The sequence below is a fragment of the Sulfurospirillum sp. SCADC genome, from assembly GCF_000743525.1.
GTDB lineage: Bacteria > Campylobacterota > Campylobacteria > Campylobacterales > Sulfurospirillaceae > Sulfurospirillum.
The window spans coordinates 26,694-51,034 of sequence record NZ_JQGK01000011.1 but is presented as its reverse complement, the minus strand read 5'-3'; the positions used below and the strand labels follow the sequence as shown (position 1 = coordinate 51,034).

The following is a 24,341-nucleotide window of genomic DNA, read 5'->3' as shown; positions in this document are numbered from 1 at the left end:
TTACTTTTTGATTAAATTGTGATTGTTGGGATTGGACATAAGCGCTTCCATGGAGCGCTTAATTCCTCTCTCTTTGGGCACAGAAGCTACTTTTGGTGGTGCACTTAGGTTGATAAACACTGGAATCTCTTCAATAATAATCTGCAAAATCGCCTCCATCGGCAAAGAGACCAAGGATCCAAAATTATCGCTTCCAAAGCCTGCTTCAAAACTGATTCTGCCGTTATAAATTTGGGCACTCTCAAAGGTGTAACCGGCTAAAAAAAACATCGTGATGGGTTTGAAATTTTGACTGATATGCGAAGGTAAAGCAGGATCAAACGTCACATCAGCGATGTTGGTCAAAATCGAAAAATTAACACCCCGTTTAAGAAGCATCTCCAACACCTCTTTGGCGTGTTTTTTCATTAAGCCATGGAACTCTTCACTTCCTAGTAAGCCTTCAAGCATCGCACATTCCTTTAAATTCTGCCAAAATAGATTCGATCTCCCCAATACCCAGTTGCCAAAAACCTTCATCTTCAATATCAAATCCAAACTTTTTAATCAGCTCTTTAGGACTTTGACTGCCCCCTGCGCTTAAAAAAGCGGTGTAGTTTTGCACAAAAAGGGCTTTATCGCTTTTTTTGTAAAGACCGTACAGCGCTAAAACGAGCAACTGCCCGTAACTGTAAGCGTAGCAGTAAAAAGGAGAATGAATAAAATGGGGAATATAACTCCACCATAACGCATAATCTTTGCTCAGTGTAATGCTTTTACCAAACATCTTTTGGCTCTCTTGCATCCAGTAGGCATTGAACGTTTCAAGGTCTAACTCGCCCTCGTGTGCGTGTACTTTACGCTCAAAAGTCGTAAAATTGATTTGGCGGTAAAGGGTTGAGAAAATATCTTCGATTTTACTCGCGTACAAAGAGCGTTTTTCACTCGCACTGAGGTTATCTTTGATCGCATCAAAAATGAGCATCTCTGCAAACACTGAAGCTGTTTCAGAGGTCGTCAACGGCGTGTCACTTCCAAGATAGCCCACACCGCGTGAGAGGTACTGATGAATCGCGTGTCCTAGCTCATGTGCCAAGGTAAAAAGGTCACGTCTGGTGTCCGTGTGGTTCAGCAGCACGTAGGGATGGGTCGAAGGCGTTGCCGGATGCGAAAAAGCGCCCCCTCGTTTTTTATCTTTAGGGAAAACGTCGATCCACCCTTTTTCAAATGCCATTGTGGCAATTTCATGAAATTTTGGATTGAATTTCGCAAAGGCATCAAGAACAATCGCTTTGGATGTTTCAAAATCAAACGAAGCACTGGAAGCTTCTAACGGCGCGTAACGATCGTACTCATACAGCTCTGGCAACCCCAAAAGTTTTGCTTTTTGCACGTAATACTCTTGCACCAAGGCAAAGCTGCTCTCCGCACTTTTGATCAACGCATCGACACTTTTTTGGGTGATTTTATTGTCCATGTGGCGTGGTTGTTCGGCATTTTTGTAGCCTCGAAGTTCGCAATCGCTCGCAAGATCGGTTTTAATCATATTGAAAATGTACGCAAGCAGAGGTTGATGCGGTTTGAGCCCTTTGGTAAAGGCACTCGCCGCTTTTTGTCTCACACTACGATCACCGTCTTGAAGCTTGCTCAAAATCTCCTCTTCCGAGAGCTTTTGCCCTTCATAGGAGAATTTGAGGCGACTGAAATGCTCATCAAAAAGACGGCTAAACGCCGAAGCGGAGGTCATCTCTTTTTTAAGGAGAATGCGCTCCTCTTTTTGGCTGAGTTGATACGGTTTTTCTTCGACCAATGATTCTAAATAGTAGGTGTACATCGGAGCCGAAGCGATCAACTCTTCTTGTTTGGGTTTGGAGAGTTTATTAAATTCAAGTTCAAAAAAGAGAAGGTTTTCAGCGATGTTGGAGTGGGCTTGTTGGTACTTGGCATAAAAGCCGCCATTGTCGCTGTTGGTGGCAAATTTTAAAAAGGCGTAGGTCATAATGCGTCCTAGCTTCTCGTTGATCGATTCGTATTCGCGAATGGACTCTAAAAATTCGTTGACATGTAACTCTTTGAGCTTGCCTTTGCAGACCGACTCCAAGCTTTTTGCACGCGATGCCGCATCTTTTAAATCCGCTTCTAGCAACGCTTCGTTTTCATACAGTGCTGATAAATCCCAATTCAAAATTCAATCCTTTTCCATAATACATTATCAATGATTCTAAACCCTATAAGTGCATTCATTATAGCAAATTTCTGCGCTTTTTGAAGGCTTTCGATGTCTAAAACTTCAGCCTTCAGTTCCTTACATGTAAGCAGTCGTGCGCGCGTGGTTCCCTCCAAAAGGGGATGAAGCGGCGTTTTCCACACTCCATCGATGAAAAGAGCGATATTGGCGATGCTCGTGTCTTTGAGCTCACCTTTACATGTAAACAAAACATCATCAACATCATCACGTAGATGGGCGTTTAATGCCTCTCGATTACAGTACTTATACGTGTAGTCTATGTCCGCTTCCACGAGTGCGAAGGTTTGAAAGTCACGCGGTGCGTAAGGAAGATACTCGATCGTTTGAATCGTTTCGGCATATTCGACGCGCACTTTACATGTAACCGCTTTGGGTGGATTTAAATGCTCTAAAAGGACGATTGTCTGCGTTGATCCATAGAGTTCTTTGCGCGTTTTATCGAAGCGTGCTTGATGAAACGAAAGGTGCTGTACTTCACCATCCACCGCTTTGAGCGTCTCAAAACACGGGGATATAGACTTTATCACACAGCTCATCGTACTCCTTTTGCGCATCGCTTAAAAGCGTAATGCCTCCTCCGCTTTTAAACAGATGACCCTCTTTGGTTTTTTCCAAAAAGCGGATCATCACCGCACTGTCCAAACTTTTCCCATCGTACACCCCAAAAATACCCGTAAAATAGCCTCGATCATACCCTTCAAGACGCTCGATGATCTCCACACTGCTGCGTTTGGGTGTACCGCTAATGGAGCCTGCTGGAAGCAGTTTGGCTATGATGGTGCCCACGTTTTCGTGCCACTGTTCATCCAATTTTCCCGTGATTTTGGAGCTTACATGTAAAAGCTCTTTGGTGCCTGCTTGGATCGTTTCGACATAGCGAAACTCCTCCACGCGTACCTGCTTTGAAACCATCGAAAGATCATTGCGCAACAAATCCACAACCATCACATGCTCCGCTTTTTCTTTCTCATCGTTTAAGATCATTTCTTGCGCGTTAGGGATACTCGCATCGATCGTCCCTTTCATTGGATAGGTGCTGATCTGATTCTCTTTAAGCATCACAAAACGCTCCGGTGAAAAGCAGACAAAGTGTTCGTGATAGCAGAGTTTAAACGGCGCATTGGCGGTGTAAAAAAGAGTTTCAAGGGAACTTGAAAGCTCGACTTTGGTGGGCGCGGTCAAATTGAGCAGGTAGGTATTGCCTGCTTTGATTTCTTCGATCACCGCGTCGCATTGAGCACAATAGTGCTCTTTAGAAGGAGGCGTTTTTGCCCACAAAACATCTTTACATGTAAACGCATTAGAAGCGTTACTTTGGCTCTCTAACTGGTACACAATGCCGCTTGGAACGGCATCAAGAGGAAATATCTCAAACTGTTCTGCCGCATAATCAATCATAAAGAAAAAAGGCTTTCTCGCTTTGCCAAACGCATTGAGCTTGGTCGCAAACTCAATGTTCAATCAGCTTCTCCAACACCGCCATTCGCACCGCCACACCGTTTTTAACTTGCTCTAAAATTTTAGAGCGTGGATCTTTCATCATAAAATCATCGACATCGACATTGCGATGCACAGGGCCTGGATGCAAAATGATGATGTCGCGCGCTCCCATCAGTTTTGCAGTAATGCAAAAATCGGTTCCATAATCTTTGAGTGAAGCGTAAATCTGATTGGCATGGCGCTCGGTTTGTGCCCGCAAACTCATAATCACATCGACCTCGTCGATCACCTCTTCGATGCTATGATGCACACGAAGATCGGTTTGTGGCAAGAAATGCGGAGGTCCCACCAAAATGACTTCAACGCCCACACGTCCTAAAAGCTCGATATTGCTGTTCGCAACACGCGAGTTTTTAATGTCTCCCACAATTGCCACTTTTTTACCTTTAACATCGCCAAAATGACGCTTCATCGTAAAAAGATCTAAGAGCGCTTGGGTCGGGTGCGCATGGCTTCCATCGCCGCCATTGACGATAGGACAGTTGACATAATTGGCTAAGATGTGAGGCACGCCTGAGCTTTTATGGCGCACGACAATGGCATCTGGTCCCATCGCATCAAGGTTGGCTGCGGTATCAAACAACGTTTCACCTTTACTCGAAGAGCTGCGTGAGACATCAAGACTGACAACTATTGCGCCAAGGCGTTTGGCTGCGATTTCAAAACTGCTTCGTGTCCTCGTTGAGTTCTCAAAAAAGATGGTGATGACCGTTTTATTTTTCAAAATTTCGCGTGGTTTTTCATCCAAAAACTCGGTTGCTCTCTCAAACAACTGCTCTATCTCTTCCAACGAAAAATCCCGTGTATTTATCAAATGGTTCACGCACCGCTCCTTGATGATTTTGCGAAAATAATAACAAATTTTGACTGTAAGTTTCGTTAACACTTCGTTCAATTGCATGTGCTACAATTCGCAAATAAGGAGTCAACATGAAAAAAATCTTTTATGCGTCCCTTCTATTTTTGGGTTCTCTCCTTTATGCGGAGACGCTCAATCTAACTGAAGAGGTACGCGTTATAACCAGTAAACCAGAGTACCGTATGGTCAACTCTCGGGTCCCCTACCAAGAGTGTTGGGATGAGCAAGTTGAAGTGCATTATGCTCCACAACCGTCCAATGATGGCAGCGGCGTAGCGGGTGCGCTCATCGGTGGTGTTGCAGGCGGTGTTTTAGGGCATCAAGTCGGTGGCGGCAGAGGCAACACGGCAGCAACCGTTGGTGGAGCTATCGTGGGAACATTGGTGGGTAAAAACCTCGCAGAAAATGCAACGAGCACACCGCCACCTCCTGGGTATCGCATAGAGAGACGTTGTGCGACTCGTTATGAAGAGAAAAGTATGGAACAATTTATGGGGTATCGCAACACAGCGAACTATAAAGGTCAAACGATTGTTAAGTATTCGGACAAACCCTTAGAGTTTATCCGTTTGAACGTCATGGTAACTTACTAAACTTTTTAAAATTTCATCTATATCGTCTTGGACTGAAAGCACTCTGCCAAACACTTTTTTAAAAAATGGCAGGGTGGTTTCATCAAAAGAACTTCGATCCCCTTTAAAATTAACACACCACTCATAATCATCCACACCCAAGCCATCTAACAGATGCAGATTGAGCAAAATATCGTTGATACACCCGAGTTGGTCGTGTCCAACGAGCAGTGTTTTGGCATTAAACAGGCGAATAAAATCGTACATGTAAAGATCTTCCTCAATCGGCACTAACAGCCCACCTGCCCCTTCAATTAGGACAATATCACACAAGGCTTCGATCTTGGCATACGCACTCTCCAACAATTCTAAACTCACTTTTTTACGCCCTTTTGCCACATAAGGAGCCGCAGGGAGCTCAAATTGATAGGGAACAATATCGCGAAGTTTTAACGCTTCTAGGGCAGGATGGTACCGTTTGGCTGTTTCAAAAAGCAGTGTGGCATCCAAAGGATGTGTCACCACACCCGTTTCAATCGGCTTCATAACACCAACTTTGAGCCCTTTGGCACTGAGTGCCTCAAGCAGTTTGAGGGTGGTGTAGGTTTTACCCACATCGGTATTGGTAGCAGTAATAAAAATGGGAGGATATTTCATAGAAAACTTCTTTTTTTGCGTTAGTATAGCAAAAATGGACTAGGACACACGTATAGTGTCCTAGTGAAGGCTTAGCCTATGAGATAACGCGTTAAAAAACCAAGAGAAGCTGCGACAATGTGCGGTGCTCCAAATAAAAACGTTGCAAAAACTTGCACAAGAATGCTTTTTTTAAGCTTCATTCCAAAGATAATCAGCGTTCCAATAAACGTTGTAGCAAAAATGTAGGAGAGTGCATGCGTCAGCTCATACGAAGGGTCGTACTTAATGCTCGCAAGGGCTAAGGAGATTACATACGCCGTTATAAAATACCCGATAACATTCGTGAGTGTCTCATAGCGTTGAAACTTCTCGTAAAAATCTTCCACACTTGGAGGTGGCAACCCTTTCGATTCCTTAAGCTTCTTAGACGCGATAGCCTTTTTTTCAAAGAAAAGGAAGGCGAATAAATTCAAGGCAACGCCAAGCGGAACGATTAAAAACAGTGCATCCATAACAAACTCCTTGTCTCATTTTCGTGATATGTGAAGATTGTAACTTTCGTTTGTTTGGGGGTTGCTTAAAAGAAATCATTAATCATAATTTATACTATTTAAATCGTACGGGCACACAAAAGTCCAGATCAAACAGCTCATCAGCTTCGATAAAATGGTTTTTGCGGTACAAGGCAAACGAAGGAAGTGCCGCTTTTTCATACACACTTTTTGGCAACCACTCGTGGTAAATCACATCCATATATTTTTTCAAATCACCGTATTTGCCTTGCAGTGAAAAAACCGCACAAAACGTAGGAGGAATGCGCATCACACCCACTTCACCGCTTCGGTAAAATTTTTGGTGCGATGGAAGCTCTAAACAGGCGACATAATGGCACTGGGATGATTCCACAAAACGAGGATTGCTGTGGTGCAGACCGATCATCTTTTGCTGTGCAAAATCAATACCTTCGTGAAGCGCCCATGCTTGAAGTTTCAACCATGCCATCTTAATGCTACGATCATACCCTTTGTGCCGCACATATGCCACATCAAAACTGGGCATCGAGCCAATCTTTACATGTAAAGGGGTATTCGCAAATGTATAGTCCCTATTTTCATTGGCACGATCGACTTCACGCCACTTCGTTGGGGTCACACCAAAGTTCTCTTTAAAGGCTTGCGAAAACGAAGCATTGGAGCTAAAACCCACCTCGTACATAATGTGTGTGATCGTCGCATCGGGGTTAAACAGCAACAAATTAGCAGCATGTTCCAGCTTGACACGTTTTATGTACGCATGCACACTCTCTTTGGTCTGCTCCTTAAAAATGCGGTTAAAATGAAACGGCGACATCGCGACCAATGAGGAGAGCTCCTCAACAGCAAAGTTTTTAGCAATATCGCCATGAATGTAAAAAAGCACCTCATTGACACGCTCAATATGGTCATTTTTCGTATTGGTTTTGTGTTTCATGCCACAATTATAGCACAAATGGACAAAGCTAATCCCTCATTTTAGATGGCAGAGCCTTCAAAGAAGCGCTATAATACGATACATTTTAACAAAGGCTTAAGGATGCAAACCAAATTTGCAAAACGTGTCACCACGGCGTCACGTTCATTTACCCGTACCATTTTAGACCTAACGGCGCAAAGCTCCATCATCTCGTTTGCAGGCGGACTTCCTGATGCAGCGCTCTTCCCACGAGAGAACATTGAAAAACATGCCAAAAAACTCTTTGAAACCGAAGACAACCGTCTGTTCCAATACAGCAATGCTTCGGGCGTTGAAGCCCTCAAAGTGGAGATTGCGAAGAAATACATCAACACCACTTCCGCGCAAATTATGCTCACCAACGGCTCTCAACAAGGGCTGGATTTGGTCTGTAAAACCTTTTTAGATGAGCAAGATTGCATCGTCGTCGAAGACCCAAGCTACCTAGCCGCCCTTGGTCTGTTTCATATGTACAATGCAACCATCAAAGCAGCACCTCTGAGCTCAAAAGGCGTTGATACGGAAGTCTTGGAAGTTTTATTTAGAGAACATTCACCCAAATTTTTCTATACGATTCCTATTTTTCAAAACCCAACAGGCTACTCGTATACGTTAGAGAATCGTCACGAAGTGGCACGTTTGGCTCAAAAGTACAACGTCATTTTACTTGAAGACAGTCCGTATGAAGCGCTTCGTTACGATGGGGTTCAAACCACTGCCTTTGCAGATTTGCTCCCAGAACTGACCATTGCGCTTGGAACGTTTTCCAAAACACTCGCCCCTGATTTTCGCATCGGTTGGATGAAGGCTCCTCAAGAAATTATCAGCGCGTTAACGCTCTCCAAAGAGAGTACGGATCTTCAAAACTCAAAGTTTTTCCAACACATCTGCGCCAAAATGATGCAAAGCGGTGAGTTGCAAGAGCATACCAAAATATTGATCGAATACTACCGCCCTAAACGCGATGCGATGGTAAACGCACTACATAAATATTTTGGCGATAGCATCGAATTTGTCGTACCAGAAGGCGGTATGTTTATCTGGGTGAACTTTAAAAAGTGTACCGATAGTATGAAGCTTTTTGACCTCGCCATCAAAAAAGAGGTCGCATTCGTTCCGGGAAGCGTCTTTTTTGCCGATAAACGCATCACCTCTTATGGAAGACTCAACTACACCAACTCAAGCCTCGAACAGATCGAAGAGGGTGTAAAAAAACTGTACGCGGCGTATCAAGAAGTCTAGAGCACCAAGGGTGCGTGGGCTTTCTGCCAAAGATTACCTAGTGTTAACGTAGTTTTTAAAGCTTTGCTTTAAAAGCGTGTCAAGAGTAAAGCGAAGAGAGGTATTAGCCTCTCTCTTTCTTTACATGTAAACGTGCTTTCCATGCCAAAAGCAATCCAAAAAATCCCACAATTAAACTGATCCCTGAGATAATTTGCGCGTACTTGGTAAACAGTGGCGCAGACTCCCAGACCATCACATGATTTTCATCCACTTCAAAGCTAATGTTAAAGAGATGCCCACCATGATTACTTCCGGGTGTTGCAACGAGTTTCCACATCCCTGCACGATCAGGTACAAAAGCGACAATCCCATTTTTATCACTCTGCCCCTCTTGAAACGGCAAACTCGCATTGGGCGCATAAAGTGTGTACGGCGCAAATGAAGCAGGCTCAGAACCTAAGAGCAGTTGCACAGCCATCACACCTTCTTTAAAAGAGTGTTCAACACTGTGTGCAAAGAGCGATGTCGACAAAAGACAAAGAAGTATCCAAAGAAGTCGCATCTACTTCACCGTAAACGAAAGACTGCTTTGAATCGTCACAGCATCGACAGACGGATCTGCATATTGTTGCGCATAATATTTTGCTGCCACAATAAAGAGCCCTTTTTTCTTCACAGGAATCTGCGCAATGCCATACGCATCGGTTTTATAACTCGGTTCTTCCTCATCACTACTCTCAAAACCAGCGTTCGCTAGAGGAATTCCCTCTTTAAGAACAAGCACTGGAAAAGTATCGCCCACTTTAAGCGCCAGAGGATTCACAAGCGGAACCATCTCCATATAAAGACCGACAGGCTTGCTAAACGCTTCATTCCAATTAAAGAGTGTTTTGCTAAATTTATGGCTTTTAAGCGTTCCAAAAACGACGCCTTTGACTTGGTTGGCACTCACATGTTCAAACCCTTTGGTTCCTTTAACCCAATGCCCCGCATCAAAGGAAAAACTCATCATCCCCACATCACCATCGGTTAAAATCTTAGGTACAGCCCCACTGTAATCAATTCCAGCCGAGATCGATTTGCCATTGACGCCAAACGCTTTAACACCTTTGAGTTGCTCTTTGGCATACGGTTCAAAAGCTTCATGGTTCCAATACATTGCCTCGTAGCTATTATCCTTTTTAGATGCCACAATTTGATGGGCAAAACAGACACTGGCGGTCAATAGACTCGCAAGGGCTAACGAAAAAACTTTCACATTTACTCCTTAGAAGAAATTTAAAAAAGTATTTATAAATAATATTTATTTAAATAAAATCATATAATAGAGATGCTTAATAAATTATGTAAATAAGTATTATCTAGAAGTGGGGATAGGCTCTTTTGCAGAGAAGATGATGATAAAATGATGATTTACATGACGAAAAAAGAAGAGTGCGAGAAACTAAATACCTTGTTTGCAGATGATGCTTCCTAGTTTTGCACCTACCGCTTGAGCAACAACGTCGCATTTCACTTTAAAAAGAAAGAAAATCGGAAGTCCTTGAATCTCGCCTAAACATTCATAATTACCCATACCCTTGGCGATAATACACTCCGCTTTTTCAAAAATAGCGCGAGCCTCTTCATTCATCAGCTCCAACACAAGCCCCGGAGTCGGAACACCGCTATCAACAATCACCGCAACTTCGTCCATTGCTGAAGCCAAAGCGTCTTTACATGTAAGATCATTGATGATCGGTCGCCCACGCACAAAATAGTAAACTTCAATGTTTGGATAGCGTTTTTTAATCGTTTGAATATAGAGTTTATCAAAGATCTCTTCGCCTGCATTATCGGCCAAGTAGACCAAGGTTTTTGTCTTTGCAAGTTGCACTTCAAGCACTTTAAAATCATCAATCGCAAAAGGAGTATGGTAAATCTTCTCCAGCTCCTCTTCAAGATCGTACAGCATCACCGCCGCAAGGTCGATCACATTGCCTGCCACCGCTGTTTTGGTCGCTTCAAAAAGGGTATTCGCACTCGCATTGATTTTTGCTTCACACAAAGGAAGAAAGGCTTTAGCTTTTTCGGAGGAAGCTTTTTTGAAATCCGCGTAAAGATCATCGACCGCTAAAAGTGCTGCCATGGCTTCGTACAAAGGGGCTGCATTGAGGGGAGGATTTTGATTCATATCGAAGTTTTTGATCTGCTGATGGGCAAGGGCATCAATCAAAAGTGTTTGTTCATCGTTTACATGTAAAAGTTCACACACGCGTTTAGTCTGGTCATAAATACAGGTTAAACAACGCTCTTGAATTTTCATACGATTCTTTTAGAAAGATTTGAGGAAGGAATAAGAAGAAAAGGCAGTACCACCATTCGTGTTACTGCCAAAAAAGTATTATTTTCTAAGTTCTCTAATTTTTGCAGCTTTACCGCGTCTATCTCTAAGGTAGAAGAGTTTCGCACGTCTTACAACACCACGTCTAAGAACAACGATCTCATCAATGCTATCAGAATAGATTGGGAAGATTCTCTCAACACCAACACTGTTTGCACCGATTTTTCTGACCATGAAAGTCTCGCCTGTACCAGACCCTCGTCTTGCAATACAAATACCTTCAAAATTTTGAACACGTTGTTTATCGCCTTCTTTAATTTTTACAGCAACTCTTAGGGTATCACCTGCTCTAAAAGCGGGAACATTTTTCTCAGAAATCTGTGCTGCTTCAAAAGCTTCAATATATTTATTTCTCATTTAGTATCCTTTTTGTTCATTCTAATGCTTCGCGTTAAAGCGAGAAAACAGATCGGGTCTGAAATATTTTGTCTTAGATTCAGACATTTTATTTTTTAAGCTTGTGATTTTAGCGTGGTTTCCCTTTAAAAACTCTGAGGGCACAGATTTATTTTCATAAATCGGCGGTTTTGAGAAACACGGTGCCTCTAGTAGCGGGCTCTCAAAACTCTCCATACTTAAAGAATCTTCGTTTCCAAGAACGCCTTTGATGTTGCGACTGATCGCATCACTCATCACAAGACTCGGAAGTTCGCCTCCCGTTAACACATAATCGCCTATGCAAAAAAGCTCATCGGCAAATGTTTCAATCACACGCTCATCAATTCCCTCATAACGACCACTCACAAAAACCAGATGTTTTTTCTTGGCGAGTCGTTTCGCATCGTTTTGCGTAAACAGTTTTCCTGAGGGCGTCGGGAAAATAATATACGCTTCAGGGGATGCGTGTTTGATGGAACGTAAAAGATCAAACAGCGGTTGAGGAAAAAACACGAGTCCTGCTCCGCCACTGGCTTGATAGTCATCGACTTTACCATGTTTGTTCAGCGTATAATCACGTGGATTAAAAAACTCAACACTCAAAAGCTCTTTGGCAATGGCACGTTTTAAAATGGAATCTTCAAAATACGAAGCGATCAACCCTTCAAAGAGCGTCACATAGGAAAATCGCATTAAGAGTTCTCCAAAATTCCTAAACCATCTTTGCTTAGAACCTCTTTTTTGGCTTTGTCAAACGTGATAATATAACGTTCAATGTAGGGCAAATAAAACGTTTTAGCAAGCCCTTTTTTCACCAATGCCTCATCGGTTTTGATGACCAGATAATCCGTCGCAGCAATACGCTCTATCTCATCCACAACGCCTAGAGCGGTACCATCCTCATCAATTACAGTGGCATCCATCAGATCAAACCAAAAGAATTCGCCCTCTTGAAGTGCACACTCACTGATGGAATTTTCCTGTGTTGTTAGCAAAAAAGTATTGACCAATTTAGCGGCCGCTTCCCTGCTTTGATACCCAACAAACGAGATAAGCCCACGCGTTTGATGAAACGAAAAGACTTCAAGCGTCTCACCCTTTTGGGTCGTAAACGTTTTGCCTTTTTTAAACTGTTCGGGAAAGTCACATTGAAGGTGAAGTTTAAGCTCACCTTTTAAGCCCACGAGTCGCCCGATTTGAGCGACTTCGATGAGAGAAGATGGGTTATTCATCGTTAGCTTTGACAGTCACTCGATACGAGATGCCATCTTTGGCTTTACATCCAGAGATAAGCGTCTTGAGTGAATTGATCATTTTGCCATCTTTCCCAATCAACTTACCCGTATCAATTTTATCGGCATAGATGACAACTTCGCAAAATGTTCCATCAACATCGCTTCGCTCAACGCGGACACCGGCTGGATTGTCTACCAAAAGTTTGGCAAACTCTTCGAGAAATTTGTCAATCATGATTATTTGCTCGTAATTTTAGCAACCCTGTCACTCATCTTTGCGCCAACGCTTTTCCAGTAAGCAAGTCTCTCAGCATCAAATTTGATCACTTGTGGTTCTGTTAATGGATTGTAATAACCGATTGTCTCGATTGATCCACCGTCACGTTTTTTTCTGCTGTCTGTTACGACGATTCTGTAAAATGGAGTTTTATTTCTACCCATTCGTGTTAATCTTACAACTGTTGCCATTTTTATGGTCTCCTTGAATTTGTTTATAGTTTTTTACAACTTAGCTTTACATGTAAGCTTACATGTAAAGCTAAACCGTCACACCTTAACGAAGGTGTGCGTGTTTGCTTTGTGAGAGCATATTTTGAAGATCTTGCATTCCCTTTTTACCTGAGAATTTCTTCGCCATCTTCGCCGCATTGCCAAACTGCTTTAAGAAGCGATTAACCTCGACTTGCGAAAGACCTGAGCCTTCGGCAATGCGTCTTTTTCGACTGTTATTGAGTAATTCTGGATCTTCTCGCTCTTTTTTGGTCATAGAACCGATCATCGCTTTAATACGTTTCATCTCAACCGAGTTTTCCATATCGACATCTTTGAGTTGTCCCGCCATTTGTGAAAGTCCTGGAATCATCCCAATGAGTGATTTCATACTTCCAAGCTTTTTCATCTGCTCCATCTGCTCTAAAAAGTCATTAAAGTTAAACTGCCCTTTTTTGATCTTTTGGGTCATTGCTTTGGCTTGTTTTTCATTCATGATGCCACTGGTTTTTTCGGCCAAGGTTTCAAGATCGCCCTCGCCCATCAAACGACTGACAATTCGTTCTGGTATAAAATGCTCTAAATCCGCAACTTTTTCACCCACGCCGATAAATCGAAGTGGGACACTTGTTTGCTCTGCAATACCAAGAGCAACACCACCCTTACCATCGCCATCAAATTTACTTAAAATGACACCACTCAATCTGATTTTTTCATGAAACGTCACCGCACTCTTAACAGCATCTTGTCCCGTCATAGAATCAGCTACGTAAAAGATCTCATCAGGAGAGAGCTCTTTTTTAATCGCCTCTAACTGATCCATCAGCTCAGCATCAATCGCTAAACGACCTGCCGTATCGACTAAGACGACATCGTACAAACCCTCTTTCGCTTTTTTCATCGCATTTTTAGCGATATTGACTGGATTTGTGGTTGCATCTTCAAAGTAAAGATCGATCTCATTGGCAGAACAGAGTTGGCGCAATTGCTCAACGGCTGCTAAACGCTGAAGGTCACACGCAACGACTAACACTTTTTTTTGTTTAAGTTTAAGATAATTGGCTAATTTGACCGTTGTGGTTGTTTTACCACTTCCTTGCAAACCGACCATCAACACGGTGGTGGGAGGCTTGGAAGCAAAAACGAACCCTTGATGTCCTGGAACGGTTAAAATTGTGGTTAAATGTGTTTTTAAAGAACGTAAAAAATTGACTTGTCCAATGCCTTTTGCTTTTGTCTCAAGTTCAACATTACGCAGTAAATCACGTACGATTTTATGGTGAACATCGGCTTTGAGAAGCGCTTTTTTAAGGTTCTCTAGAGCACTTTTTAAAGATTTTTCATCATCACTAAAACGTATTTTATTGATCGCTGAACGAAACGAATCGGTTAAAACCTCAAGCACAAACTTATCCTTTTTTTATTCTATTAGAATTCCTCACACGCTTTTAAAGCAAAGCTTTAAAAACTACGTTAACACTGAGTTTTGCTCGGCGCAAGCCCACGCACCCATGGTGCTTAAAACGCTATTCACATTTCCACGTTTAACAAAGAAACGCAATTTTACAAAACAAATACTTTAAACTAAATTAAACCTTAAATTATACAGACCATTTTTAAACGTAAAAATAGTTACAATCGCCCATTTTATGGGAATAAAAGCTTTAATATTTTTTGTAGATCATTGACTAAATTTAATAAAATCTTCAGGTTCTTTCGTTTGGAAAATATACCCAAGAAGCATGATTTTAGACGCATGGAGCATCAAACGCTTAAAGGGGCGTCCGCCGTATTCGGTATCACCCAAGATAGAAGCTCCAATGCTTTTAAGATGCACCCTGATTTGATGCGTTCTGCCTGTTTCGATGCGCACTTTGATTTTGGAGCGTTTTCCCTCAAACATCAAAGGCTCAACATGGCTGATCGCCTCTTTTCCTTCGCTACTGATCTTACTGTAGGCAGTATTGCCTTTTTTAATCGTCATAATGGGGGCATTAATCTCCACGGCTTCCACGATTTTTGCTTCCACAATGGCTAAATACTCTTTGTGCACTTCACGCTTTTTAAACGCGGCAACCGCTTTTTGGCGAAATTCATCGTCTTTGGTTAAGAGCAAAACCCCACTGGTTTCACGATCAAGTCTGTGCAAAAGAGGCAATTTTTTGATCTCTGCAACCTCTTCAGAGGTCATAAACGCGGGCTTATCCACTGCCATAATAAATTCATCTTCAAAAATGACTTTGATCGGTGCAATTTTTTCAACTTTAAATTTTGTACTTGAACTGAGCTCACCACGTGCAACGCTGACTTTTTTACCCGCAGCGTACACCACGCCACGATCGATCAAATCTTTGGCAGCACGGTTTGAGATGCCTTCTTGTAAGGCTAATAATTTATAAGCTTTTTCCATTTTAACTTCCTAATATTTGCTCTAACAGTGGCGCAATGTCACTGCGATGAGAGATAGTACTCTTGGGATAATCCTCGATACTATCAAAAATGTTTTTGAGATCTTCAATGTTACATGTAATGCTATTTTCAACCGCTTCAAAAAGCACTTTCTGATTGAAAATAGACGCTCCACTAATGAGTTTGACGCCAAAAAAAGCAGGTTCCAGCGGATTATGCCCGCCCACGCCTTCCACAAAAGAGCCTCCCAAAATCACAATATCTGCAATCGCATAGAGATTAATGAGTTCACCCATTTTATCGCACAAAACAACATCGGCATCCAACGTAGACTGCTTCGATAAACACGCATACGTTTTGCCCAAACGGTGAGCATATTCACTTAAAAACAGACTCACGTTTGAAAATCGTTCAGGATGCCTTGGAACCACAATAAGCTGATCATTGGGGAAGAGTGTCACCTGCGATAAAATCAAAGCCTCTTCGCCCTCATGCGTACTTGCCACAACCACGACACGTTTACCCTCAGCTTTGGGGTAGAGATGACTTAGCGTATAGGTACCAAACATTTTGATATTACCACTGACGTGAACCGACTTCGCACCTAAAGACTGAAGCCTTTGGGCATCTTGCTCACTTTGTGCCAAAACAAGATCGATATGGCTCAAAATCCAACGATACACCCACGCAAAACGCTGATACGAAGCATAAGAATTATCGGATATTCGAGCGTTCAATAACACCGTTCGCATTCCTTTGGCTTTGGCAACACTAAACAACAAAGGCCAAAGCTCCGCTTCCATGACGATCAATACCTTCTGCTTGCGTATCCAAAACGGTAAAAAAATCTCAAAAGGCAGATAGCGAACCTCCGCCTTGGCATGTTTGCATGCTTCATGAAACCCTGTTTGGGTGATCACGCTCAGGCGAAGGGAGGATGGATCGATTTTTTCTATCAAAGGGCTAAGGGAGCGAACTTCACCAAAAGAGCACGCATGAAACCAAATGCCATCTTCTGAAAAAGAGGGGGTGTTTTTCAAAAAAAAGCGTGCGGAAATCGAATCTTTGTACTTAGGCTTAAAGCGAAGGAACAGTAAATACGGCAACGCTAAGAGATAAAGAAGCGTTGCCAAAACGTAGTACAAAAAGTTCAAAGCTTACGCCTGTACTTCCTCTTCGATCTCTTTGTATAAAATACGACCACAATGTGGGCATGTCACAATGTCATCTTGTTTTAAAACGCTCGCATATGTTTTGTCATTCATGCGCATAAAACAACCGTAACATGCCTGTTTTTTCACAGGAACAACGGTTGTGTTCTCCGCCCATTTACGAATTTTTTGGTAAAACGTTAAGATTTTTTGACTCATTTGTAAAACAAGTTCATCTTTGGATTGATACACATTTCTGCGCTCTTCTTCAATTGCTTGGATCTGAGAATCAATGGAAGCTTTAATCTCTTCGGCTTCTTTAACCGCCTCTGCAATTTTCTCTTGTAATCCTGAAATATTAGTCTGTTTAAGATCAATCATTTTCTCTAAGCGGTTGATTTCATCATTGGCAAAATCACACTGTTCTTTTGAAATTTCCTCTTCAAGTTGAAGGGCTTTAATCTCTTTAGCCGTTTTGACCAAAGCACTTTTTTTCGTAAGATCTTTAAGTTTTGCAGACAATTCTGCAAGGTGTGCTTCATTTTTTGCTTTTTTGAGTTTAGCGTCTGCAATGTCCGCTTGAAAAGACTCTGCTTGGAGTTTTAAATCTCTCTCTTTGTCTAAAGAAAGCTTCAACATTTTCTCAACTTTGGTGATACGTGGACCAAAATCGTCGATCTCTTTGTCTAACTTGGAAAGCTCAATTAACTGCTCTAAATACTTATTCATATTGGTTTTGTCCTCTATTTATACTCAAACGGATTTTTAGAATTTGACATTATAGCCTTTAATGGCAAATTTTTCAAATATTGGGCTAAACACTCTGGGAAATAGCGCTCCGACTCAAAGTGCCCTATGTCGATTAATGAGAGATTATTCTCTTTGGCTTCCATCGCTTGATGATACTTTAGATCGCCACTTAAGAAACAATCCGCATCGATTTTGGAGATGAGATCTCCGCCTGATCCTGTCGTAATCGCACACCGCCCAATCCACTCTTTCGCTCGCACGATTCGCAGATTTTCAATGCCTAAAACATGCTTTACATGTAACGCCAAATCATCCAAACTCTGGTTCACATCACAGTAGGCTACAAACTCTCTGCTTTGCGTGATTTCAAAGCCTAATTTAGACGCTACAAACGCATTCAGGTGTGAAAGGTCAAAGTTCGTGTGCATCGCTATTAAGCTAATCTTTTTTTGCACCATGATTTGAATCAGATTGGAAGGATATTTCGCAAAATCAAGCTGTTTAAGACCGCTAAAAATCAATGGATGATGCGTGATGATGAGCGAATGCTCGCGCACCTCTTCCAAAAGCGCACTGTCTACATCAAGGCTTAAGTAGATTTGATCCACCTCATCTTCACGTCTTCCGATGAGAAGACCGCTGTTGTCCCAACTTGCTTGCGTAGCAAAAGGGCTTAGCGTGTCTAAATAATCGTACAGTGCCCTTAATGTCATTAGCCCACGACCTCTTTATATTTAACAGCGCACCCTTTGGCAAGTTCACGAATTTTTAAAATGTAGTTTTGACGTTGCGTCACCGAGATCGCTTTGCGCGCATCCAGTACGTTAAACGTATGCGACGCCATCAAACAGTAGTCATACGCAGGCAGTGGTAAATTCTCTTCAAGGCAGCGTTTGCACTCGACTTGCGCGTTTTCAAATTGATCAAACAGCATGGAAACATTAGCGATTTCAAAGTTGTATTTACTAAACTCATATTCGCTCTGTTTGTGCACATCACCGTACGTTGTCACGCCAAATTGGTTTTCGTTCCACACCAAATCAAAGACCGACTCTTTCTCTTGCAAATACATCGCCAAACGCTCAACACCATACGTAATTTCAACCGGAACAGGACTGCAAGGAATGCCTCCGACTTGTTGAAAATAGGTAAACTGCGTGACTTCCATACCATCCAACCACACTTCCCAACCAAGTCCCCACGCACCAAGCGTTGGCGATTCCCAGTTGTCTTCGACGAAACGAATATCGTGTTTTTTGATGTTCAGTCCTAGCATTTCAAGGCTTTTAAGGTAAAGCTCTTGAATGTTGTCAGGACTTGGCTTGATGAGCACTTGAAACTGATAATAACTTCCCAAACGGTTTGGATTTTCGCCGTACCTTCCATCGGTGGGTCTGCGGCTAGGAGCTACATACGCCGTTGCCCACGATTTGTTACTCAAGCTTCGTAAAAACGTTGCATTATGAAAGGTTCCAGCCCCTGCAGGCATATCGTAAGGTTGAACAATCGTACAGCCTTGATCTTGCCAAAAAGTTTGGAGGTTTAAAAGCATTTGACTGAATGTAAGCACTATTTCTTTCCTTCTTTATTTGTTTACATGTAAAGATTATTGTGAAGGTGGTGTATAGCCATCAACGGCTTTATTCCACATCATTTTGTATTTTCGTTTGGTAAATTCAAGCTCGTCTTGTAGCACTCCAAGCTGTTTGGTCAGGGTATCAATCGTTTTACGATCTTCATCAAAAAGCTCTTGCATCGAAAAAAGTGCCTCTTTTAAAAAGCGGTTTTCACCTTTGAGTGCATCGAGTGTCTCCTCTTTGGCATCCAACACTTTTTCATGCAGGCTTAAAATAGCCCCGACCGTTTTTTCCACAAATTCAGAGCTTAGACTTACTGAAGAGCCTTCATACGCATCATCAAGCACAATGCCTTTGGTCGCAGGAATGAGCGCTTGCGCACTACGGCTTATTTCTACAAAGCACTGCCCCTCTTCTTCTTTGCTGATCAGTTTCCCCTCATCAATCAATGACCTGATGGCAGAAATATCCAAATTCATCAACCCGCTAAACTCTTCAATTTCCATCCAACTGCTCATTGTGGTGCCCCTTATAGAATAATCTCAATTCCCGCAGAATCGGTTTCAACTTTTTTTGCTTTTAAAATGCGATCTTCTCTCAGTTTTGCCGCCAACTCTTCATCGGAAAGAGCAAGAATTTCCATCGCTAAATAGGCACTGTTAATAGCGCCTGCTGAGCCAATCGCCACCGTACCTACAGGCATGCCTCCAGGCATCTGAACCGTGCTTAAAAGCGCGTCCATGCCCTCCATAACGCCACCTTTCATCGGAACACCGATAACAGGTTTAGTCGTAAGCGAAGCCACAACACCGGCTAAATGTGCCGCCATACCTGCTGCTGCGATAAAGACTTTCGCCCCTTTAGCTTCCGCGTTTTTCACATATTCATGTGTTCGCTCTGGACTTCGGTGCGCTGAGGAGACGATAATCTCATGCAAAACGCCAAATTTCTCAAGTGTTTTTGCGCACTCTTCCATCACGGTATAATCACTTTTACTTCCCATTATAATAGAAACAAACTTCACGTTTTATCCTTTTACTTTTGCTCTTAAAAATGTAAATCCAGGTAAGGGTGTTGGCATAACAATCGCATTGACATTGCCGCTATGAATCTCATCAAACAGTTTGCCACTTGGTGTTTGAAGTTTTTTAAAGGAAATTTTCCAAGAACCATTCTCTTCAAAAATCGTGCCGATGTCATTGTCCATTGCTTCAAGTTTTAGATGAGCTGGCATGACCAAATCATAGTTTACATGTAAAGATAAAACATCCTTACAAAGGCAGGTTGTACCATCTTCATCTACTTGCGCAACGACTTGGTGGGTGCCTTCGCTGATCGAGTGCGCTAAATTTTGCGTGTCATTTTTTTCAAACGGACGGTTCACCAAATAGCCATCGCTAAAGCCACGGTTTTTCGTTGTATCGAGCTCTGCTGTGTATTTGGCGGCATCAAATTGTCCAGCATAATAATCTTCAATCGCTTGACGGTACGTTTTGGTCGTAATGCCAACATAATACGAACTCTTCGTTCGCCCTTCAATTTTCAGTGAATCAATGACACCAGAATCCAGTATCTCTTTGACATGCGCACTGAGATTAAGGTCTTTCGCATTCATAATGTGCGTACCCTCTTCGCTTTCTTCAATACGAAACAGCGTTCCACTCTCTTCGTTGTGTGCATAAAGCGTGTAAGGAAAACGACAGTCATTGGCACAGCTTCCACGGTTTGAAACGCGCCCACTTTGCACGGAGCTGATCAAACAGCGACCACTGTAGGCAAAACACATCGAACCATGCACAAAGACTTCCAGTTCCAAATGCGGCAGATGCTTTTTGATCTGCTCCAAATCTTTCAAACTCACTTCGCGCGCTGCGATAATGCGCTTAACACCCATATCCGAATAGACTTCCGCATCAAGGTAACTGAGTACATTCGCTTGTGTGGAGAGATGAATCGGAATCTGCGGTGCAATTTTATGGGCGAGTTTAATCACACCAGGAGCCGCGACAATAAACGCATCGGGTTTCATCGCCGCCACACGTTCAATATGTTTTTCAAGTAAAGGAATCTGTGCGTTAAACGGAAAACCATTTACGGTTGCATGCAGGTGTTTACCCTGTGCGTGCGTATAGTTAATCGCCTCTTCAAAACTCTCATAGGTAAACTCTTTGCCTGAACGTATGCGAAGAGAGAAGTGACTCACCCCTGCATACACAGCATCTGCGCCATACGCCAGTGCTATTTTTAACTTTTCAAAATTTCCAGCAGGAGAAAGCAGTTCGACGTTTGACACCTATTTCTTTCCTAAACTAGCAATCAATGCTTCAATATCTTCACTGCTCACAACATCTTCGGTTGTCTCATCGCCGTGAATATGCACAGCCGAACTGACACGTTTGGAATCATCCTTAGAGCCTTCAAACAAAGCGCTCATGTATTTTGAAAGGGCTCGCATAACGTTAATAACCCGCTCGATTTTTTGGCGGTGAATATCTTGGTACTGCATAATGTCCATCGTCATCATGATCTCATCTTCTGCCATTTGCGCATTCATCAAAAGATCTTCCACACGCTCTTTCATCCCTTTGTTATCATCCAATGCTTTTTGGAACTGATCGATTTTAGGAAATTTTGTCACCAACGTTTCAAACAGAGTGATATTGGTCTCAATCAGTTTAATGACCTCTTTAGCATTTGCTTCGGCACTCATCATAAAGTTATTGACTGTTTCAAGCTTGTCAAAAACTTGAGTCGCTTTGATCTCAGAGTCTTTGGTCACATCATCGAGTTGATGCACCATTTTATGGTCATCCGTTGGGGGTGGTGGTGGCCAAGACATCGTAGAGGATGGTCTGTATTCGTGCATCAATTGGGTAGCAGCCTTATCTTTTTCAACTTCTAAAGCCTCACTGTCCGACATTGCATCTTCTTCTGATTCTAGACTCTCTTCAATGGCACTTTGGGCAGGTGCGGCATCGTCCATTTCATCCAAATCGCCCGCCATCAAAGCATCAAGTTCTTCTTGCGTCATAAGCTTTCTCCTCAAACTGACAAATTATGGTCTATTATAGTGAACTTTTTATATAATTTAACTTTAAGACCCTGATACAAGGAAGCCTGCCATGATGATTGATTTACATAACCACACCCCTTTATGCAACCATGCAGACGGGAGCATTGAAGCGTATGTACACGCCGCTATAGCGAAAAAAATCGATGTTTTTGGCTTTTCGGATCATGCTCCCATGAATTACGATGAAGCGTATCGTATGGATTTTTCCCAAATGGAAACGTATGAAAATGATGTTTTACATGTAAAAGAAACCTACCGTGATCGGATTCAAATTTTACTCGCTTACGAGGTCGATTTTTTAGACGGATACATTGATGAGCGTGTGTTGAAGCGTCCGGTTGATTATTTTATAGGCTCAGTCCATTTTTTAGGCACTTGGGGCTTTGATAATCCCGAATTTATCGGAGAATACCGCACCAAAAACATTGATGAAGTGTGGGAACGCTATTTTGCAGCGATTGAAGCGATGGCAAAGAGCGGACTCTTTGATATTGTAGGTCATTTGGACTTGATTAAGGTCTTTAATTATTTGCCTAAAAAAGATGTCAGACTGATCGCAAAAGAGGCAATCAAAGCGATTAAAAAAGCTAACATGACCATCGAACTCAACGCGGCTGGCTTTCGTAAACCTGTGGGAGAAGCCTACCCAAGCCATCTTTTGATGGAGTTGATCGCAGAGCATGATATTCCTATTACTTTTGGTTCGGATGCGCATACGGTTCAACATATTGGATTGCGTCAAGACGAGTTGCGTTTGATCGCAAAAGCATTTGGGTATAAAAAATGTGCAACATACGAGAGTCGAGATCGAATATTGGTTAATTTTTAAGCACACCTTTCGGCTTTATTTTCAGCTCAATCTGATAAAATTACTGAAATTTAAAATCTAGGAGTTACACCATGGGTAAATTCGTTAACAGTGTTGAAGAATTTTTCAAATACTGTGCTGACAATGAAGTAGAATTTGTCGATTTTCGTTTCACGGACATGAAAGGAACATGGCACCACCTTACCTATACCATTGAAGCGATTAGTGCTGAATCTTTCGCAAATGGTATTCCATTTGATGGCTCTTCAATTGATGCTTGGCAACCAATCAACAAATCAGATATGCTCCTTAAACCTGAAGCTGAAACAGCCTTTTTAGATCCGTTTACGGCTGATTCTACAGTCGTTGTTTTCTGTGATGTTTTTGATATTTACAAAGGCGAACTCTACGAGAAATGCCCAAGAAGTATTGCGAAAAAAACATTAGCATACCTTGCAGAGACAGGGTTGGGTGATGTTGCGTACTTTGGACCGGAAAATGAATTTTTCGTCTTTGATGATGTTAAAATCAGAGATGAAATCAACTGCTCTTACTATGAAGTTGATTCCGAAGAGGGTGCTTGGAATAGCGCTAAAAACTTTACCGATGGTTACAACACAGGTCACCGTCCCGGTACAAAAGGTGGGTACTTCCCCGTTCAACCAATCGATTCTATGGTAGATTTACGTGCTGAAATGGTACAAACCCTCAAACAAATTGGTCTTGAAGTTTTCGTTGTTCACCACGAAGTGGCACAAGCACAAGGTGAAATCGGTGTTAAATTTGGAACCTTAATCGAAGCAGCCGATAACGTTCAAAAATACAAATACGTTGTTAAAATGGTCGCACACCTTAATGGTAAAACAGCAACCTTTATGCCAAAACCACTTTACGGTGACAATGGTAGCGGTATGCACGTTCACCAATCGATCTGGAAAGATGGCAAAAACATGTTCTACAAGGCTGGCGAATATGCAAACCTTAGCGACATGGCTCGTTGGTACATCGGTGGTATCTTGAAACATGCACGCAGTGTTGCAGCGTTTACCAACCCATCAACCAACTCTTACAAACGTTTGATCCCAGGATTTGAAGCACCTTCAATTCTTACATACTCTATGCAAAATCGTTCTGCATCTTGCCGTATCCCTTACGGTGCAGGTGAGAAATCAGTTCGTGTTGAGATGCGTTTCCCAGATTCAACCTCTTGCCCATACCTTGCATTTGCTTCGATGCTTCTTGCAGGAATTGATGGTATCAAAACCAAAGCTGAGCCTGTTGGACCAATGGATGAAGATTTGTTTGAACTCACACTTGATGAAATTAGAGAAAAAGGTATTAACCAAATGCCTCATACCCTAAGAGGTTCACTTGAAGCGTTAATCCGTGACAATGAGTATCTTAAACCAGCTATGACACCAGAGTTTTTGGACACGTATCAACACTACAAATTTGAAACACAAGTTTGGCCAGATGAGGCTAGACCAACAGCGTTTGAATTTAAAACAATGTTCTCTTGCTAATCATTTTTAGTTTAACACGCTTTTGGGGCTAAGCCCCAAAAGCTACGCTGCGC

The 24,341-nt window shown here is 42.3% G+C and carries 30 protein-coding genes; 4 read left to right on the top strand and 26 right to left on the bottom strand.

The genetic code is table 11. The features are described from left to right. From JU57_RS08250 to JU57_RS08230, 5 genes are read right to left on the bottom strand one after another with little or no spacing between them, the layout of a single operon-like run. Positions 1-450 (bottom strand): hypothetical protein, encoded by a 450-nt coding sequence (locus JU57_RS08250; protein ID WP_037959501.1) that lies wholly within the window; start codon positions 448-450, stop codon positions 1-3. Continuing rightward, positions 443-2,167, bottom strand: coding sequence for a M3 family oligoendopeptidase (locus tag JU57_RS08245; RefSeq protein ID WP_294876837.1), 1,725 nt, complete (start codon positions 2,165-2,167; stop codon positions 443-445). The genes JU57_RS08250 and JU57_RS08245 overlap by 8 nt, the downstream gene beginning before the upstream one ends. Beyond that, positions 2,161-2,763: an aminotransferase class IV gene (locus JU57_RS08240; protein WP_037959495.1), complete on the bottom strand. Its 603-nt coding sequence runs from the start codon at positions 2,761-2,763 to the stop codon at positions 2,161-2,163. Before JU57_RS08240 ends, JU57_RS08245 begins: the two co-directional genes overlap by 7 nt. Further along, a complete protein-coding gene (locus JU57_RS08235; RefSeq protein WP_294876767.1) occupies positions 2,726-3,688 on the bottom strand; it encodes an aminodeoxychorismate synthase component I in 963 nt (320 codons plus the stop codon). The genes JU57_RS08240 and JU57_RS08235 overlap by 38 nt, the downstream gene beginning before the upstream one ends. After that, positions 3,678-4,550 carry an aspartate carbamoyltransferase catalytic subunit gene (locus JU57_RS08230; RefSeq protein ID WP_037959492.1) on the bottom strand — a complete coding sequence of 291 codons (873 nt, stop codon included), beginning with the start codon at positions 4,548-4,550 and terminating at the stop codon, positions 3,678-3,680. Before JU57_RS08230 ends, JU57_RS08235 begins: the two co-directional genes overlap by 11 nt. A 107-nt stretch (positions 4,551-4,657) precedes the next feature. Here JU57_RS08230 and JU57_RS13760 point away from each other — a divergent pair, with 107 nt between their 5' ends. Continuing rightward, a complete protein-coding gene (locus tag JU57_RS13760) occupies positions 4,658-5,179 on the top strand; it encodes a glycine zipper 2TM domain-containing protein (protein ID WP_051906727.1) in 522 nt (173 codons plus the stop codon). On the opposite strand, the gene bioD is transcribed toward JU57_RS13760, so the two are convergent. From bioD to JU57_RS08210, 3 genes are all read right to left on the bottom strand, one after another. Beyond that, positions 5,141-5,815 carry a dethiobiotin synthase gene (gene bioD, locus JU57_RS08220; protein ID WP_037959488.1) on the bottom strand — a complete coding sequence of 225 codons (675 nt, stop codon included), beginning with the start codon at positions 5,813-5,815 and terminating at the stop codon, positions 5,141-5,143. The two genes, JU57_RS13760 and bioD, sit on opposite strands and share 39 nt — an antisense overlap. A 71-nt stretch (positions 5,816-5,886) precedes the next feature. Then, positions 5,887-6,309 carry a hypothetical protein gene (locus tag JU57_RS08215; RefSeq protein WP_037959485.1) on the bottom strand — a complete coding sequence of 141 codons (423 nt, stop codon included), beginning with the start codon at positions 6,307-6,309 and terminating at the stop codon, positions 5,887-5,889. Between the two features lie 94 nt (positions 6,310-6,403). Next, a complete protein-coding gene (locus JU57_RS08210; RefSeq protein ID WP_037959483.1) occupies positions 6,404-7,267 on the bottom strand; it encodes an AraC family transcriptional regulator in 864 nt (287 codons plus the stop codon). 102 nt (positions 7,268-7,369) lie between these two features. Between JU57_RS08210 and JU57_RS08205 the strand changes: the two genes are divergently transcribed. After that, positions 7,370-8,530, top strand: coding sequence for a PLP-dependent aminotransferase family protein (locus JU57_RS08205; protein WP_037959480.1), 1,161 nt, complete (start codon positions 7,370-7,372; stop codon positions 8,528-8,530). A gap of 103 nt (positions 8,531-8,633) precedes the next feature. Here the strand turns inward: JU57_RS08205 and JU57_RS08200 are convergent, their stop codons facing one another. The 18 genes from JU57_RS08200 to JU57_RS08115 form a co-directional block, all read right to left on the bottom strand. Continuing rightward, positions 8,634-9,074, bottom strand: a complete 441-nt coding sequence (locus tag JU57_RS08200) for a hypothetical protein (RefSeq protein ID WP_037959477.1) — start codon at positions 9,072-9,074, stop codon at positions 8,634-8,636. Beyond that, a complete protein-coding gene (locus JU57_RS08195; protein ID WP_037959474.1) occupies positions 9,075-9,770 on the bottom strand; it encodes a DUF4198 domain-containing protein in 696 nt (231 codons plus the stop codon). A gap of 186 nt (positions 9,771-9,956) precedes the next feature. Then, on the bottom strand, positions 9,957-10,817 hold the full coding sequence (locus JU57_RS08190) for an ARMT1-like domain-containing protein (protein WP_037959472.1): 861 nt from the start codon (positions 10,815-10,817) through the stop codon (positions 9,957-9,959). A gap of 78 nt (positions 10,818-10,895) precedes the next feature. Next, on the bottom strand, positions 10,896-11,252 hold the full coding sequence (gene rplS / locus JU57_RS08185; RefSeq protein ID WP_037959469.1) for a 50S ribosomal protein L19: 357 nt from the start codon (positions 11,250-11,252) through the stop codon (positions 10,896-10,898). A gap of 21 nt (positions 11,253-11,273) precedes the next feature. Beyond that, on the bottom strand, positions 11,274-11,966 hold the full coding sequence (gene trmD / locus JU57_RS08180) for a tRNA (guanosine(37)-N1)-methyltransferase TrmD (RefSeq protein ID WP_037959468.1): 693 nt from the start codon (positions 11,964-11,966) through the stop codon (positions 11,274-11,276). Further along, the gene (gene rimM / locus JU57_RS08175; protein ID WP_037959465.1) at positions 11,966-12,505 is read right to left on the bottom strand and encodes a ribosome maturation factor RimM; all 540 of its coding nucleotides are present in this window, start codon (positions 12,503-12,505) and stop codon (positions 11,966-11,968) included. Before rimM ends, trmD begins: the two co-directional genes overlap by 1 nt. Beyond that, on the bottom strand, positions 12,498-12,743 hold the full coding sequence (locus JU57_RS08170) for a KH domain-containing protein (protein ID WP_037959462.1): 246 nt from the start codon (positions 12,741-12,743) through the stop codon (positions 12,498-12,500). Before JU57_RS08170 ends, rimM begins: the two co-directional genes overlap by 8 nt. 2 nt (positions 12,744-12,745) lie before the next feature. After that, on the bottom strand, positions 12,746-12,976 hold the full coding sequence (gene rpsP / locus JU57_RS08165) for a 30S ribosomal protein S16 (RefSeq protein WP_037959460.1): 231 nt from the start codon (positions 12,974-12,976) through the stop codon (positions 12,746-12,748). 85 nt (positions 12,977-13,061) lie between these two features. Next, on the bottom strand, positions 13,062-14,402 hold the full coding sequence (ffh, locus tag JU57_RS08160) for a signal recognition particle protein (protein ID WP_037959457.1): 1,341 nt from the start codon (positions 14,400-14,402) through the stop codon (positions 13,062-13,064). Positions 14,403-14,678: 276 nt separating this feature from the next. After that, positions 14,679-15,407: an RluA family pseudouridine synthase gene (locus tag JU57_RS08155; RefSeq protein WP_037959455.1), complete on the bottom strand. Its 729-nt coding sequence runs from the start codon at positions 15,405-15,407 to the stop codon at positions 14,679-14,681. Between the two features lies 1 nt (position 15,408). Next, on the bottom strand, positions 15,409-16,560 hold the full coding sequence (waaA, locus tag JU57_RS08150) for a lipid IV(A) 3-deoxy-D-manno-octulosonic acid transferase (RefSeq protein WP_037959452.1): 1,152 nt from the start codon (positions 16,558-16,560) through the stop codon (positions 15,409-15,411). A 3-nt stretch (positions 16,561-16,563) separates the two neighbouring features. Further along, entirely contained in the window at positions 16,564-17,286 is a 723-nt protein-coding gene (locus JU57_RS08145; RefSeq protein ID WP_037959449.1) for a zinc ribbon domain-containing protein, read from the bottom strand. A 14-nt stretch (positions 17,287-17,300) separates the two neighbouring features. Then, complete coding sequence (locus JU57_RS08140; RefSeq protein WP_037959447.1) at positions 17,301-18,020, bottom strand: Nif3-like dinuclear metal center hexameric protein; 720 nt, start codon at positions 18,018-18,020, stop codon at positions 17,301-17,303. Continuing rightward, positions 18,020-18,877 (bottom strand): glycine--tRNA ligase subunit alpha, encoded by an 858-nt coding sequence (gene glyQ / locus JU57_RS08135; protein WP_037959443.1) that lies wholly within the window; start codon positions 18,875-18,877, stop codon positions 18,020-18,022. Before glyQ ends, JU57_RS08140 begins: the two co-directional genes overlap by 1 nt. 36 nt (positions 18,878-18,913) lie before the next feature. Next, positions 18,914-19,402 (bottom strand): DUF3972 domain-containing protein, encoded by a 489-nt coding sequence (locus tag JU57_RS08130; RefSeq protein WP_037959440.1) that lies wholly within the window; start codon positions 19,400-19,402, stop codon positions 18,914-18,916. Positions 19,403-19,413: 11 nt separating this feature from the next. Further along, positions 19,414-19,908, bottom strand: coding sequence for a 5-(carboxyamino)imidazole ribonucleotide mutase (purE, locus tag JU57_RS08125; protein ID WP_037959437.1), 495 nt, complete (start codon positions 19,906-19,908; stop codon positions 19,414-19,416). A gap of 3 nt (positions 19,909-19,911) precedes the next feature. Continuing rightward, positions 19,912-21,177, bottom strand: a complete 1,266-nt coding sequence (locus JU57_RS08120) for a peptidase U32 family protein (protein ID WP_037959434.1) — start codon at positions 21,175-21,177, stop codon at positions 19,912-19,914. Beyond that, complete coding sequence (locus JU57_RS08115) at positions 21,178-21,915, bottom strand: chemotaxis protein (protein WP_037959430.1); 738 nt, start codon at positions 21,913-21,915, stop codon at positions 21,178-21,180. Positions 21,916-22,006: 91 nt separating this feature from the next. Here JU57_RS08115 and JU57_RS08110 point away from each other — a divergent pair, with 91 nt between their 5' ends. Together JU57_RS08110 and glnA are read left to right on the top strand one after the other, a co-directional pair. Further along, on the top strand, positions 22,007-22,786 hold the full coding sequence (locus JU57_RS08110) for a histidinol-phosphatase (protein ID WP_037959428.1): 780 nt from the start codon (positions 22,007-22,009) through the stop codon (positions 22,784-22,786). Positions 22,787-22,857: 71 nt separating this feature from the next. Further along, complete coding sequence (gene glnA / locus JU57_RS08105; RefSeq protein WP_037959424.1) at positions 22,858-24,288, top strand: type I glutamate--ammonia ligase; 1,431 nt, start codon at positions 22,858-22,860, stop codon at positions 24,286-24,288. The last annotated feature ends 53 nt before the right edge of the window (positions 24,289-24,341 follow it).

Bases quoted from the DNA above. Each gene is read 5' to 3' on its own strand.
- JU57_RS08250 (WP_037959501.1), bottom strand. From the start codon at position 450: ATGCTTGAAGGCTTACTAGGAAGTGAAGAGTTCCATGGCTTAATGAAA.
- JU57_RS08240 (WP_037959495.1), bottom strand. From the start codon at position 2,763: ATGAGCTGTGTGATAAAGTCTATATCCCCGTGTTTTGAGACGCTCAAA.
- JU57_RS13760 (WP_051906727.1), top strand. From the start codon at position 4,658: ATGAAAAAAATCTTTTATGCGTCCCTTCTATTTTTGGGTTCTCTCCTT.
- bioD (WP_037959488.1), bottom strand. From the start codon at position 5,815: ATGAAATATCCTCCCATTTTTATTACTGCTACCAATACCGATGTGGGT.
- JU57_RS08215 (WP_037959485.1), bottom strand. From the start codon at position 6,309: ATGGATGCACTGTTTTTAATCGTTCCGCTTGGCGTTGCCTTGAATTTA.
- JU57_RS08210 (WP_037959483.1), bottom strand. From the start codon at position 7,267: ATGAAACACAAAACCAATACGAAAAATGACCATATTGAGCGTGTCAAT.
- JU57_RS08205 (WP_037959480.1), top strand. From the start codon at position 7,370: ATGCAAACCAAATTTGCAAAACGTGTCACCACGGCGTCACGTTCATTT.
- JU57_RS08200 (WP_037959477.1), bottom strand. From the start codon at position 9,074: ATGCGACTTCTTTGGATACTTCTTTGTCTTTTGTCGACATCGCTCTTT.
- JU57_RS08190 (WP_037959472.1), bottom strand. From the start codon at position 10,817: ATGAAAATTCAAGAGCGTTGTTTAACCTGTATTTATGACCAGACTAAA.
- rplS (WP_037959469.1), bottom strand. From the start codon at position 11,252: ATGAGAAATAAATATATTGAAGCTTTTGAAGCAGCACAGATTTCTGAG.
- trmD (WP_037959468.1), bottom strand. From the start codon at position 11,966: ATGCGATTTTCCTATGTGACGCTCTTTGAAGGGTTGATCGCTTCGTAT.
- rimM (WP_037959465.1), bottom strand. From the start codon at position 12,505: ATGAATAACCCATCTTCTCTCATCGAAGTCGCTCAAATCGGGCGACTC.
- JU57_RS08170 (WP_037959462.1), bottom strand. From the start codon at position 12,743: ATGATTGACAAATTTCTCGAAGAGTTTGCCAAACTTTTGGTAGACAAT.
- rpsP (WP_037959460.1), bottom strand. From the start codon at position 12,976: ATGGCAACAGTTGTAAGATTAACACGAATGGGTAGAAATAAAACTCCA.
- JU57_RS08155 (WP_037959455.1), bottom strand. From the start codon at position 15,407: ATGGAAAAAGCTTATAAATTATTAGCCTTACAAGAAGGCATCTCAAAC.
- JU57_RS08145 (WP_037959449.1), bottom strand. From the start codon at position 17,286: ATGAATAAGTATTTAGAGCAGTTAATTGAGCTTTCCAAGTTAGACAAA.
- JU57_RS08140 (WP_037959447.1), bottom strand. From the start codon at position 18,020: ATGACATTAAGGGCACTGTACGATTATTTAGACACGCTAAGCCCTTTT.
- JU57_RS08130 (WP_037959440.1), bottom strand. From the start codon at position 19,402: ATGAGCAGTTGGATGGAAATTGAAGAGTTTAGCGGGTTGATGAATTTG.
- JU57_RS08115 (WP_037959430.1), bottom strand. From the start codon at position 21,915: ATGACGCAAGAAGAACTTGATGCTTTGATGGCGGGCGATTTGGATGAA.
- JU57_RS08110 (WP_037959428.1), top strand. From the start codon at position 22,007: ATGATGATTGATTTACATAACCACACCCCTTTATGCAACCATGCAGAC.
- glnA (WP_037959424.1), top strand. From the start codon at position 22,858: ATGGGTAAATTCGTTAACAGTGTTGAAGAATTTTTCAAATACTGTGCT.